Genomic DNA, 13,267 nt, shown 5'->3' with positions numbered 1-13,267 from the left:
ATGCTTCGAAATTTGAAGCGTTTATCGGACATTCATCTAATTTGAATGAAATCAGGTGTTATGATATGAATCCTACTCATACCAATCTCCCTCCGAGAGCCAAAAGTGGGGGGAAGGGCAAGAAACAGCCAGTTCCAAAAAAGAAAAAAAACGCATGGAAATCATTTTTTAAGCTCATTCTTATCGTCTTGTTAATCGCAGTTCTGGCTGCAGCAGGTTATGCCGGATATTTGTACATCAAGGGCAATGAGGTCATTGAGAAAAGCGGGATCGACAAACCTGTAGCTCCAGGCCAATCTGCAAAAGAAAAACCGATTACGGTGCTTCTCTTGGGAACGGATCATCGCCCGGAGACGGGGACTTATCTTACGGATGTGGTTATGGTTGCCACCATGCATCCGGAAACTAATACGTCGACGTTGGTATCTCTCCCGCGGGACACGCTCATTGAACTCGATGGATATAAAGCGACGAAGCTGAATGCGTATTACCCAAGGTTTAAAGCGGCCTATAATGCTGCGGAGAAAAAGGAACCGGGCAGCGGCATTCCGGCTGAAGAAGAAATGAAAGTAATGATGAGCAAGTATCTCGGCGTTAATATCGACTATGTAACGGTTATCGATTTCCAGGGATTCCGTGATGTGGTGGACACCTTCGGCGGAGTGGATGTTAACGTTCAATACAATATGTGTTACCGCGATACTGCCGACGGGACCGACATTAACCTCACTGTGGGTCCTCAGAAGCTGGATGGCAAGAAGGCGCTGGATTATGTTCGTTACCGTAAATCGAGTGACAGCTGTTCGCCGAGAACGAAGGAGTCAAGCGATTTTGAGCGTAATGCCCGCCAAAGCGAAGTATTGCATTCCCTGCTCGATAAGATGAAATCGCTCGGAGGCGTTGCGAAGGTGGGCAATGCTCTGGATGCGGTCAGCGATAACATGACCACCGATTTCGAGCAGGAGCAGATCCGAAATTTGATTGCGACTTATTATGATCTTGGAAAAGATGATGTGAAATTCATGCCGGTTACAGGCAATTGGAAGAGCCCTTATGTGTATATAAGCAGCAGCGAGCTGGATGCAGCCAGACAAGCGCTGCAAGACGAGCTTGCCGGCAAGCATAATGCTGGCGCTGGCGAGCAGGGGACAGAAGCGGATTCTGCAACAACTCCGTGACAATTGAAGGCAAGTTTTATTGTATGCTATAATACAATGTATCAGATGGAGATCATTGTACAGGAGGCCGAAGGCATGTCCTACCTTATGATGCATACGACACACCCTTTGATCTGTACTCGGCAGACGGATTACCCTGCCCATGGATTTGTGGTAGCAGATTCCATGTGGGCATGGGAGCCTTTCAAATGTCATCCTTCTGATTCCATGTCTTCTCAGGCGTGTTCATTCGACATGGGTGTCAATTCCACACCGAACAGGCAACAAAACTCTGAATATGATACGGGTCACGACGTCTCTGGCGAAGCAGAAATGCTCGCTAATGGCGTTGTTATGACCTTAAAAAAAGCCCAGTGAGCTTCACTGGGCTTTTTTGTATGAAATTTGGAGACGGGTGACGGACAAACTCGGGTTATGACAGGATTTGTCTTCTTGCCTATTTATTACGGTGCGGGTTGGCTGGTGCATTACCCCGATTATTCGGATTTACCGTTTGTGCACCGTTATCTTGTGCATTACGATCACGAGGTGTTACATCTTTAGGCAGCTGAGGAATGATGCGGCCTACGATGTCAGCGAGTTCACTGGCAAGTCCTGAAACCGGATTTCCCTCCTGAATATGCCGGCCAAGATCGGCAATCCGGTTTGTAACGTCTAAATCAGCCGTAACAAGAGCATTGGCACCTGCCGGATCGGATTGAAGGGCTTCCGCGACTGTATATTTAATGGTTCCGACTTCTGCCCGATCTAAATTTCCATCTACATTAAGTCCAACAACAGCCGTATTTCCCATGACAACACAGTTTGCGTTTTTAACGCCGGGCACACTCTCTGCTAGTGATTTTAGGTGATTTGCGGTTGTAGCGTCAACTTGTCCGTTGTTATCATTTACGTTGCCAACCTGTCCCGTATTTGTGTTATCCGGAGTCCAGCCGTCTACATTGTTAGTGGTATAACCTCTGTTTTCATTCATATTCTGAACATTGTTAGCAGTGGTTCCATTGGTTTGATTACGAGGAGAGGGTGATGCATTGTTATTGGCGGTCCCGCAGCCTGCGAGCAACAACACCGCTAGCATGATGGATAGAGCAGCTCTCATGGATTGATCTGTCCTTTCGTAGTAGAGTTCGCTAAATTACTCCAGTCGCTACGCTTATTATGTCCCGGACGGAAAGGTTTATGTGTGTACCTGATGAAGAAGCAGTGGAGGGATAAGATGAAAAAAATATTTGTGCTGGATACGAACGTATTGCTGCATGATCCTCAGTCGATCTATGCATTCGAGGAGCATGAAGTCATCATTCCTGCGGTGGTTCTTGAAGAGATTGATTCGAAGAAGCGAAACGCAGATGAAATCGGCCGAAATGCCCGCACGGTCTCCCGATTGCTCGATGGGCTAAGAGAGCAAGGTCATCTTCATGCCGGAGTTCTTCTGGAGAACGGCGGGACGTTGAAGGTTGAGCTGAATCATCGCAGCTTCGTCAAGGTACAGGAGTTATTTAGCGAAGCATCCAACGACAACCGAATTTTGGCTGTCGCGTTAAATTATAAATTGGAGGAGGAGCCAAAGGAGGACGGAAGACCCGTCGTTCTGGTCAGCAAGGATGTGCTTGTTCGAATTAAAGCGGATGTGCTCGGACTCACGACCCAGGATTATTTATCGGACCGTACAGCCGATCCAAGTGAATTGTATCCTGGATTCTCTACCTTAAAGGTACATCCTTCGGTGATCGATGAATTCTACAGCTATCGTTATTTGCCGATTAAACCTCTTCAATTGTCTTATCCGCTTTATCCGCATGAATTTGTTATTCTGAAGGATGAGATGGGGACTGGAAAGTCAGCTCTCCTTCATGTGAATGAGGATGCAACCAGATTGGAGCCGCTCCATTTAAGCAACGAACCTGTATGGGGCATCAGCGCCCGCAACGCCCAACAGCGAATGGCGATTGAGCTTCTTCTAAACGACGATATTCCGCTAGTCACCATTACCGGGAAAGCCGGAACGGGAAAAACCTTGTTGGCATTGGCAGCAGGCCTATCCAAGGTGGAGGATGAGCATAAATACAAAAAACTGCTCATTGCGCGTCCGGTCGTTCCGATGGGGAAGGATATCGGTTATTTGCCTGGCGAAAAAGAAGAGAAACTAAGACCATGGATGCAGCCGATATATGACAATCTGGAATATTTGTTCGACACCAAGAAATCGGGCGATATCGATAAAATATTGATGGGGCTCGGCAGCATCCAGGTGGAAGCACTGACTTATATCCGGGGCCGCTCGATACCAGGCCAGTTCATCATTGTGGATGAAGCCCAAAACTTATCCCGTCATGAAGTCAAAACGATTGTTTCCCGGGCGGGAGAAGGAAGTAAGGTGATCCTTATGGGAGATCCGGAGCAGATTGATCATCCGTACCTGGATGCTGTGAGTAATGGGTTGACCTATGTGGTTGAACGATTCAAGCAAGAAAATCTGAGCGGGCATATTACACTGACTAAAGGGGAACGCTCCAAGCTGGCTCAGCTGGCTGCCGACTTGTTATAACCTTATATTTCCCGAGAAATGATTTCTTAAAATAACTTGTAGGTTTAAGACTGTTCCAGATTCATAGGACAGTCTTTTTTCCTTCCCATCGTAACTAGTAAAATCTGGACTAGATAATTAACAAAAAAGATAGGACAAGAGTACTAGAAGTTTGGTAAAATAAGGGCATGCGACTATTGAAGGAGTGAAGATGGGATATGAAGCGGAAGAAATATTGGTTCTTATTTGCCATTTTACTGTTGTCTTTATCCAGTTTATCTCCCAGCTTTGACTTCACTCATCACACTAGACGGGAGCCCCCGGGGGATGAGCCTAATCCTCCGCAGCAAAGGCCGGAGGTACCGGAGACCGATCTGGGTCCGATCAAGGTCGGTGTTCAGGTAAAGCCGGATGAACTGAGACAACTAAAAGCTCTTAATGAGCGTTTTATGGAAGAGACCGGTGCTGAGGTTGAAATCTTGCCCCTGGAAACGAGTGAAACAAGCAAAGAGTCGTTTCTGCTCGAGATGTCCCTTGGTGAAGGACCTGATATTGTATTAACGGATTCACACTATATTAAAGCGCTTGCAATGAGTGGATGCCTACTGCCTGTTGATGCTTCTCAGGGCACGCTGCCGGGCGAAGACATCTTGAATGGCCTTCTGCCACCGCTGCAGTGGAACGGGTATCAATGGGGAATGCCGTTTGATATAGACCCCTACATTATGATCTGGCAGACCAAGGGGAAGGACGGCGAACCTTTTAAAATGCCACAGAGCCGTCAGGCATGGCAGGAATATTCGGAGGTGCATAAAGCAAGCCCTGTCCTCTTATTTGATTCGAATGATCCTTACGCGTTCGGTGCGGCGGTTCATTTGCTCGAGGGTGATCCCTCCAAGCCGGATCAAGAGGTTCTTCATATGCTGATTCGCAATCAGGGAAGATGGGCAGAATCAGCGCAAGGCGCCATGGAAGCAGAGGTTGATGACCAAGAGTTGACGACCACCGATAAGACGGAAGCAGCCGTGGTCATTAAGCCGTATTCGAGCTTATCAGATCAAGATGACAACGGAATGTCGCATGCATTGGCAATGGGGGAGGCCCGTCTGGATACGCCGGTTGTCCGAACCCGAAGTTTTGCTGTAGCCGCACACACGGAATCATCGGCACTTGCCATGAAATGGATTACGTATATGACCGGCAAAGAGATGCAGCGTGAATGGAGCAGAGCGGCGGGAACGCTCCCCGTTATTTCGGAGCTGTATGTCACGGGTACGAACCTAAGTGACCGGGGCATTTGGCAAAAGGCGGCCGTTCCAGCCCAGGTGCTCCTCTCCAGGAATGAGCCGGCTGCTTTGGATTTTGGAGAGTCGGAAGGTTTCCAAACGTATAGCGAAGCAGCGAATCGATTGCTGCTTGGCGAAATCACGATCGAAGAATATATGAAAATGTACACGCCTGCTCAACCATAAAAGAAAAAGCTGCCCGAGCGAATGAACTGCACCCCAATTGTTAGACACATCTAACAGTTGGAGGTGCAGTTCAGCGAAGGGCAGCTTTTTTCTATAAATCCAGCTCCATTTTGACCACTAATCTTTGATCTTGGCTGGATACCTGCGTTGCTTTTAAGAAAGACACCAGCTGCTTGGGATAAAAGTTCATGTCGAATTCTTCCTGCAGCGCTTTGCGCGTGGTGTCAGGCAATTCCAGCCGATTGAACACAAGTTTGTCGACTTGGAACATGATGGCATTCTCCGGTTCGTTAATCACGGTGTATTTTCCTTCAATCAGAAGCGAGAGATTTCCGCTCTCACCCGAAGCTATTACTTTTCCATCGTCAAAATGGAAAGCAAAGCTGTTAAAGATTTCATCTTCGGATCTTAAAAATGCATTGAGATCATTCTCATGGATGTCGATGGTGTACTCCTTGCCGTTTGTTTTCAACATATTCTTGCTACCCTGAACAAATTGCGGCAAATTCTCCATGGCGCTGGCTAAAGCCTGGAAGTGTCGCTTTACCTCATACAAGCCCACGTTCTCCCAATAAAGGGTGAACTCCTCAATCAATTTCTTCATGGCATCCGGGTTGCCGCTGGCTGTCAGTGCTCCGTCAACCTGCTGTTCAAGCGCCAGCACCCGTTCACGCTGCTTGACAAGGCTGTCCTTTACTTCGACGAGCTGAGAAGCATTGCGTGCGGCTTCAGCCTGGGCGGAGGCAAGGGAGCGGTACTGAAGGTTATATCCCGCAAGTGTATCCCGATCATTTTGAATAATCATATCGTAAAAGTCCATGATCCGGAAAAAACCGGCTAAGTCTTTTGCAGACAACAGCATGAAGAATAAGTTATCCCGCTCACCCATGTAATATGACCGAAGGACGGCAGCCGCCCGATCTCGCCGGTCTTCGATTCGCAAGCCCATCTCCTGAATTTTAGTTTGCAGTTCGCTCTGGAGCTGCTGCAATTCGGCGATACGTTTGGTTATCCGTTCGATTTCATGATCGATCTCCACAATGGAGAGGCTGTCCTCCAGAAGTTTGCGCGCCTCTTCCGAATCAGGCATAACCGGGCTTGCATCCTGCTCGGAATATACGGAAGCGGGAGCCCCTATGAAGCAGAACAACAGGGTTATACACAGCATGACCGGGAGGAGAGGTTGTTTTATTCGTACATTCAAACGGGAGTCCTCCTTGAATGGTTGTTAGTCGAAAGGAATCCAACCGCTGTTTGTCCCTTCATTTTAACCAATATATGACGTATGCGACTCAATTATCAACCTTTGGGCATTAAAAAAGCGATCCGGCAGCTAAAGCACCTGATCGCTCTTTTAATACTCTCATTCTCTAATTGCAAGGAAAATCCACCAGCGTGCTCCAGTTTGTCCAGGTTGAGCGCCGGCGGATCACAAACATCACTTGCATGGTTTACCTATTAGAGTGGTTTGCCCATAATGAAGACCGTCCAATAGCTAAAGCCTGTGAAGGTCACGATCATATAAGCCCAGAAGAGAAGAATATAGGTTCTCTCCGTGAATTTCAAATATCCCAGGATCACGAAAAATGCAGTCTGCAGGAAGAAAAGCAGTGCCATTTCAATATGATCTCCGGCAAAGGCCATCAACCCGATAGTCAGGGTGAAAAAGCCAAGGACTCGAAACATCCGTGCCACGATTATATCCTCCTCTCGTATGTACGCACATAATGCTGCTATGAACATTATAGCGTTATGGGAAAAACGTGTAAACGCCTAACTCAAGAAAACCCTTTATTTTTTATTATTAACCAGAAGCAGGACAATGAATTCGTGAATAATTTGGACGAATCTTCCCTTTTGCCTTCGTAAGAGTATGATCTGTAATCAAAATGGAAATACATTTTAGTATCAAATAGATTCTATGAACTCTATGAGAGGCATAGAAATGAATTAAGCAGTTTTTATACCCTATTCAGCAGCCGATTTACGGTATTGAAGACGGTTATTTTAGGATGTCGTTAGGAGGGTTTTATGGTATGTCAGCAGTGAGACAGGATGCATGGAGTGCAGAGGACGACCTAATATTGGCGGAGGTGACCCTTCGTCATATTCGTGAGGGCAGCACCCAATTGGCTGCCTTTGAGGAAGTGGGAGAAAGAATCGGCCGGACATCGGCGGCTTGTGGATTTCGTTGGAACAGCTGCGTTCGCAAGAAATATGAGGATGCTATCAGCTTGGCGAAATCTCAGCGTCAAAAGAGAAGTTATTATAAAAAACAACCTTCGGTAAGCGGACCGCAGGTTGCCGGTTTGGCTGCTCCGGAACTGGAGCACGATGTCTATAAGAATGATGGTGCAAGCGAAGAAACACTGTCCATCGATGCCGTTATCCGTTTCCTTCGTCAGTGGAAGGGCGGGCTTCAGGAAAGTTCACGTCAGTATAAATTGCTTGAGAAGAACTTGCGTGAAAAAGAGGAAGAGCTTTCAAGACTCCGCAGTGAGAATCAAAGGTTATTGAAGGAAGTCAGCGAAGTGAAAACGGACTATCATGTAGTCAATGACGATTATAAGGCACTGATTCAGATTATGGATCGGGCACGCAGACTTGCTTTCTTAAATGAAGAAGACGAGGAACTTAAGACACGCTTTAAAATGGACGCAAACGGTAACCTGGAACGAATTGAATAGGTAAAGATTATCTTGCTCCAGCCGTAACCCGCATTAGTGCATTTCATGCGCTTGGCGGGTTATTTGTGCGTAAAGGAGATTATTCTGATATATACTAGGACTAGTACTTTGTGGTTGATTACAATAATGGGGGATTATCATGAATATCCATATTATCGGAGCCGGCTCATTGGGGCTGTTATATGCGGGAAAACTTGCGGATTCAGGTTGCCGTGTCACGCTATGGTGCCGAAGCGAGGAGCAGGCGGACAAGCTTCGGGCTTCCGGCATAACCATCGAGGAGCCGGGCCGGCAGCAGGTCGTTGACGCCCATGCTCTCTCGGTCAGCTCATGGTCATCCTTTGCCGAGTCGGGTGGCGGGGCCGATGCGGATTATCTTTTCCTCATGCTCAAGCAGCAAGGGATCGAAGAGATGGCAACGGAGATGCTGGCTCTATTTGGGCAAGATCACCGCAGACTCCTATGTTTTCAGAACGGTACAGGCCATTTGGAGCGGCTTCAGGGCCTGCTGCCGATGTGGACGCTCTACGCTGCCATTACGACGGAAGGGGCCAAGCGTACAAGCAGCGTCTCCGTTTTGCACGCCGGTCACGGAACGACGACAATCGGCAAAATGAAACCTGCCGGGAGCCCAATAGAGGCTTTCTCTCAGGAAGATCATGAAAATAAGCTTGTTAAACAGCTGAATAGAGCAGGATTTGAAGCTTTTTTGTCGAATGAAATGGATGAGATGATTTATCGTAAACTGCTGATCAACGCGGTCATTAATCCTTTGACAGCATTGTGGCGGATTCCTAATGGAGAGCTGTTAACTTCCCCAGAACGAGTCAGGCTTATGAAGCAGTTATATAATGAAGGGATCGCCGTATATGAAGCGGCTGGAATTTCTTATGGAAGCGGGCTTTGGGAATGGATCCTATCCGTCTGCAAATCAACTTCAGGTAACACGTCTTCCATGCTTAAGGATGTAGCGGAAGGCAGAACGACGGAAGTTGCCTGGATTAACGGAAGCATTGTCCGTTTGGGTCAAAAATATGGCATTTCTGTGCCAAAACACGAGCTGATCACACAGCTCATCGAGGGGATGAATACATAGGGGGTCTTTAGCATGGGTTTCTTGCAGGGGCTGTTTCACACATTAAGTCTTTTTCCGTTCATTCCGTTTTTACTGGTGTATTTCGTTGTCTTGCAAAGAAATAAAAATCGAAAGCAAGCGCTGGAGCTGGCCATGGATGTAACCACATTTTTCATGCTGTTTTCCGTCTCCGCCTTGTTTAATAATACATTCCAGTCCAAATTCGGTTTTTATCTCATTCTCCTCATGCTGCTCATTGCAGCGGGGTTGATCGGCAGTGCGCAGAACCGCTGGAAAGGCAAGGTTAACGGTAAGAGGCTTCTTCGCGCCGTGTGGCGTCTGGGTTTTGTCAGCATGAGTTTTGGTTATATAGTTTTTACATTTTTTGGTCTCCTCTCCTACATAATTAAGATGATGTAAGTACAATCTAATAACTAGTATTATATGATAAATCTGTTTGATCTCTGGGTCAGGCAGATTTTTCAATTTATTGATTTCTGGATTTTTTTGACCACTGGTTGTATAATCGATAAGCATATACCTAAAATCTATGAGGGGGATACCGCAAGATGAAGAAACAAAAGAAATTACTGCTTCTCATGACGCTAATTCTTGCTTTCAGCTCGGTTTTGGCAGCGTGTGGAGCTGACAAGAACGAAGGCGCTAATAACGGCGGAACGGCGGACAAGCCTAAAGAGCAAGTCTTCCGTATGAACCTTGCTTCCGACCCTCCTACATTGGATCCGGGCTTGGCTCAGGATAACACATCGAATACAGTAATCAGTGCTGTATTTGAAGGTTTGGTTCGCAAGGGTGCAGATGGCTCTGAAGAGCCTGGCGTAGCCGAAAAATGGGATGTTTCTGAAGATGGATTGAAATATGTCTTCACCCTTCGCAAAGATGCCAAATGGAGTAACGGCGATTCAGTAACAGCAAAAGATTTTGAGTATGCATGGAAACGCGTACTTGATCCGAACTTTACTCCTGCATCACCATATGCGTATCAGCTCTATTACATCAAAAACGCTGAAGCTTACAATCTTGGAGAGATCAAAGACGCCAATGAAGTCGGCGTAAAAGCAACCGATGATTATACGCTCGAAGTTACGCTGGCAAACCCAACGCCATACTTCCTCAGCTTGATGTCATTCCAAACGTACTTCCCGGTTCACAGCTCTGTTGAAGGTAATGCTTCTTGGGCAACCAAACCGGAAACATTGATCGGTAATGGTCCGTTCAAAGTTTCACAAATGACCAAAGGTCAAAAGATCGAGCTTGTGAAGAACGACCAATATTGGGACAAGGATGGAATCAAACTTGAAAAAGTTCAAATGAGTATCGTGAACAGCTCGGCAACTGAACTTTCAAGCTATCGTAACGATGAATTGGATTATGCAGGACATCCAACAGGAAATATTCCGACGGATCAGCTCAATGCGATCAAGAAGGAATTGGGCGATGAACTGATGATCAAAGGGATTTCATCAACGTATTTCTATATCTTTAACACAACAGAAGAACCATTTGACAACGTGAACATCCGTAAAGCATTTGCCATGGCGATTGATCGTCAGGCGATCGTAGAGAAAATCACGCAAGGTGGACAACTTCCTGCACACGGTTTTGTTCCTCCTGGTATCAAAGGTGAGTCCGACGAGTACCGTAAAGAGGTGCCGGATACTTACTTCGATGAAAATCTTGAAGAAGCTAAGAAACTGCTCGAGCAAGGTATGAAGGAAAAAGGCTATACCACATTGCCGGAAGTTACTCTGATCCATAACTCCGATGACAACCACAAGAAAATTGCGCTTGCTATCGCAGATATGTGGAAGAATAACCTCGGTGTTACTGTGAAGGTACAAAACCAAGAGTGGGGCGTATTCCTGAAGAACCGTACGGATTTGAACTATCAAGTTGCCCGTTCCGGTTGGGGAGCAGATTATAACGACCCGATGACTTATATCGATATGTGGACATCCAACGGTGGTAACAACGATACTGGCTTCAAGAACGAAGAATATGACAAACTTGTGAAGGATGCTTATGCAACTAGCGACAACGCTAAACGCATGGAGCTGATGTCCAAAGCTGAGAAAATTCTCGTTGAAGAAAACCAAGTTGTAATGCCGATCTACTATTACTCCAGCGTGTCCTTGGTTAAACCATGGGTGAAGAATCTGCATCTGGATTATAAGGGTGATATCGATTTCACACGTGCATATATCGAGTAGTCTTTTGTAAAACCATTTATAAAAGGTTACGGTTCGGGATATATATGTGGGGCATTTAAACCTCATATATATCCCGATTTTTTTGTATGAGCGCAAGGTTTCCAAATCTTGTGTCCGTTGGTGAAAGTTAAGGGATGCCAGTTCCGTTCTAGAATAATACAATTATATAGACGGCTTGGTTTAGAACAACTGATCAGGAGGCTAGCGAAATGCTGAGGTATGTGGCGAGTAAGTTTTTTTATATGCTTGTATCGTTGTTCATACTGATCTCAGCCACTTTTTTTCTTATGAAAGCCATACCGGGCGATCCGTTTATGGGAGAGAAAAAGCCATCGCCTGAAATTTTGGCGAGGCTGATGGAGCAGTATGATTTAGATAAACCGGTATTTCAGCAATATACGAAATACTTGGGCAATATCGTTCAAGGTGACTTTGGTTTGTCTATGAAGAAACAGGGACAGTCCGTCACTGATATTATTGTTGACACATTTGGCCCTTCACTCCGATTGGGTCTTATCGCGATCGTAGTATCCGTTATCGTGGGTGTCCTGCTAGGGATGCTTGCAGCTCTGTATCACCGCAAGCTGATTGACAACATCGCCATGATCATCTCGGTTCTCGGCATCGCGGTACCGAGTTTCGTACTTGCGTCATTGTTGCAATACGTTCTCGCAGAGAAAGCGGGCATTTTCAATGTTATGGGCTTTGAAGGACCGCTCGACTACGTGCTCCCTGTTATGGCCCTATCAGCTCAACCGATTGCATTTATCGCACGATTAACGCGATCCAGCATGCTGGAAGTGCTGCATTCGGATTATATCAAGACGGCGAAGGCTAAGGGTCTCAACTGGTTCGCCATTATGTTCCGTCACGTCATCCGTAACGGCATCTTGCCGGTCGTAACGTACGTCGGGCCAATGACAGCGAACATCATTACCGGTTCGGTCGTTATTGAACAGATCTTCGGCATTGGCGGCATTGGCAAGCAGTTTGTTGAAAGTATCACAAACCGCGATTATACAGTCATTATGGGGATCACCATATTCTACGGCATCTTGCTGATGCTGGCGCGTTTCGTTACAGATATCGTATATGTATTTGTGGATCCACGCATTAAATTGACCGGCGGAAAGGAGAGGTAGACATGGAGAAAGAACAAAGTATGCCTCATCCTGCGGCACTAAACTTAAAGCCTGAAGATTTTCAGAAAATTGGTCCTGATGAGAAACAATCCGAGGTAATACAGCGTGAAAGTTTGTCCTCCTGGAGAGATTCCTGGGAAAGATTGCGCAAGAACAAGCTTGCTATGACGGGCTTGGTTATTATGATCCTGATTGTCATCATGGCCATTATCGGCCCGATGATCTCTAACTATGATTATGAAACGAATGATTTGATGAATACGAATATGCCGCCTTCATCAGAACATTGGTTTGGAACCGACGATCTGGGCCGCGACGTGTTTGTTCGTACCTGGATGGGAGCTCGGATATCCTTGACCGTTGGTCTTGCAGCAGCTGCGATTGACTTGATGATTGGTGTAATATATGGCGGCATCATGGGTTATTTCGGTGGCCGTGTCGATGAGTTCATGAATAAGTTTGCAGAAATTTTGTATTCCATTCCGTACCTGCTCGTTACGATTTTGCTGCTGGTTGTATTTGAACCAAGTTTAGGAACGATCATACTCGCCTTAACCATCACCGGGTGGATTAACATGTCTTGGATTGTGCGGGGCGAGATTATGCAGCTGAAGAGCAGAGAATATGTCCTCGCCTCACGTTCGATGGGAGCGGGAACCGCGCGCCTGTTGTTCCGGCATTTGATTCCGAATGCGATGGGTCCGATTATCGTTACCTTGACCCTGTCGGTTCCAAGCGCGATCTTTGCCGAGGCATTCCTGAGCTTCCTGGGTCTTGGAGTTCAAGCACCGGTTGCTTCATGGGGCTCCATGATTAATGATGCCCTGTCCGGATGGATGTACTATCCATGGCGGATGTTGTTTCCTGCTCTATTTATCAGCTTGACGATGTTAGCATTTAACATTTTCGGTGATGGATTGCGTGATGCGCTTGATCCGAAATTGAAAAAATAGGA

13 protein-coding genes are annotated in these 13,267 nt (G+C 46.5%); 10 read left to right on the top strand and 3 right to left on the bottom strand.

The window, feature by feature from the left end:
- The first annotated feature begins 65 nt into the window (after positions 1-65).
- Both M4D81_RS02005 and M4D81_RS02000 read left to right on the top strand, forming a co-directional pair.
- On the top strand, positions 66-1,178 hold the full coding sequence (locus M4D81_RS02005; protein WP_260064258.1) for an LCP family protein: 1,113 nt from the start codon (positions 66-68) through the stop codon (positions 1,176-1,178).
- A 75-nt stretch (positions 1,179-1,253) separates the two neighbouring features.
- Positions 1,254-1,535, top strand: coding sequence for a hypothetical protein (locus tag M4D81_RS02000; RefSeq protein ID WP_260064256.1), 282 nt, complete (start codon positions 1,254-1,256; stop codon positions 1,533-1,535).
- A gap of 79 nt (positions 1,536-1,614) precedes the next feature.
- Here the strand turns inward: M4D81_RS02000 and M4D81_RS01995 are convergent, their stop codons facing one another.
- Positions 1,615-2,277: a YhcN/YlaJ family sporulation lipoprotein gene (locus tag M4D81_RS01995; RefSeq protein ID WP_260064255.1), complete on the bottom strand. Its 663-nt coding sequence runs from the start codon at positions 2,275-2,277 to the stop codon at positions 1,615-1,617.
- A 117-nt stretch (positions 2,278-2,394) separates the two neighbouring features.
- Between M4D81_RS01995 and M4D81_RS01990 the strand changes: the two genes are divergently transcribed.
- On the top strand, positions 2,395-3,726 hold the full coding sequence (locus M4D81_RS01990) for a PhoH family protein (protein WP_071222965.1): 1,332 nt from the start codon (positions 2,395-2,397) through the stop codon (positions 3,724-3,726).
- A 197-nt stretch (positions 3,727-3,923) separates the two neighbouring features.
- A complete protein-coding gene (locus M4D81_RS01985; protein ID WP_260064252.1) occupies positions 3,924-5,177 on the top strand; it encodes an extracellular solute-binding protein in 1,254 nt (417 codons plus the stop codon).
- Between the two features lie 91 nt (positions 5,178-5,268).
- On the opposite strand, the gene M4D81_RS01980 is transcribed toward M4D81_RS01985, so the two are convergent.
- A complete protein-coding gene (locus M4D81_RS01980) occupies positions 5,269-6,381 on the bottom strand; it encodes a coiled-coil domain-containing protein (protein ID WP_260064250.1) in 1,113 nt (370 codons plus the stop codon).
- Between the two features lie 254 nt (positions 6,382-6,635).
- The gene (locus M4D81_RS01975) at positions 6,636-6,872 is read right to left on the bottom strand and encodes a DUF2626 domain-containing protein (RefSeq protein ID WP_006209059.1); all 237 of its coding nucleotides are present in this window, start codon (positions 6,870-6,872) and stop codon (positions 6,636-6,638) included.
- Positions 6,873-7,213: 341 nt separating this feature from the next.
- Here M4D81_RS01975 and M4D81_RS01970 point away from each other — a divergent pair, with 341 nt between their 5' ends.
- From M4D81_RS01970 to M4D81_RS01945, 6 genes are all read left to right on the top strand, one after another.
- Positions 7,214-7,864 (top strand): RsfA family transcriptional regulator, encoded by a 651-nt coding sequence (locus M4D81_RS01970; protein ID WP_071222968.1) that lies wholly within the window; start codon positions 7,214-7,216, stop codon positions 7,862-7,864.
- A 139-nt stretch (positions 7,865-8,003) separates the two neighbouring features.
- Positions 8,004-8,960, top strand: coding sequence for a ketopantoate reductase family protein (locus M4D81_RS01965; RefSeq protein ID WP_260064249.1), 957 nt, complete (start codon positions 8,004-8,006; stop codon positions 8,958-8,960).
- A 12-nt stretch (positions 8,961-8,972) separates the two neighbouring features.
- On the top strand, positions 8,973-9,359 hold the full coding sequence (locus M4D81_RS01960) for a DUF3397 domain-containing protein (protein ID WP_071222970.1): 387 nt from the start codon (positions 8,973-8,975) through the stop codon (positions 9,357-9,359).
- A gap of 149 nt (positions 9,360-9,508) precedes the next feature.
- The gene (locus tag M4D81_RS01955; RefSeq protein WP_071222971.1) at positions 9,509-11,170 is read left to right on the top strand and encodes a peptide ABC transporter substrate-binding protein; all 1,662 of its coding nucleotides are present in this window, start codon (positions 9,509-9,511) and stop codon (positions 11,168-11,170) included.
- 209 nt (positions 11,171-11,379) lie between these two features.
- Positions 11,380-12,312, top strand: coding sequence for an ABC transporter permease (locus M4D81_RS01950; RefSeq protein WP_071222972.1), 933 nt, complete (start codon positions 11,380-11,382; stop codon positions 12,310-12,312).
- Positions 12,313-12,314: 2 nt separating this feature from the next.
- Positions 12,315-13,265: an ABC transporter permease gene (locus tag M4D81_RS01945; protein ID WP_071222973.1), complete on the top strand. Its 951-nt coding sequence runs from the start codon at positions 12,315-12,317 to the stop codon at positions 13,263-13,265.
- Positions 13,266-13,267: the final 2 nt, after the last annotated feature.

It is taken from the genome of Paenibacillus sp. p3-SID867, assembly GCF_025142895.1.
Taxonomy (GTDB): domain Bacteria; phylum Bacillota; class Bacilli; order Paenibacillales; family Paenibacillaceae; genus Paenibacillus_AQ.
This window is presented reverse-complemented; position numbering and strand designations above follow the sequence as displayed.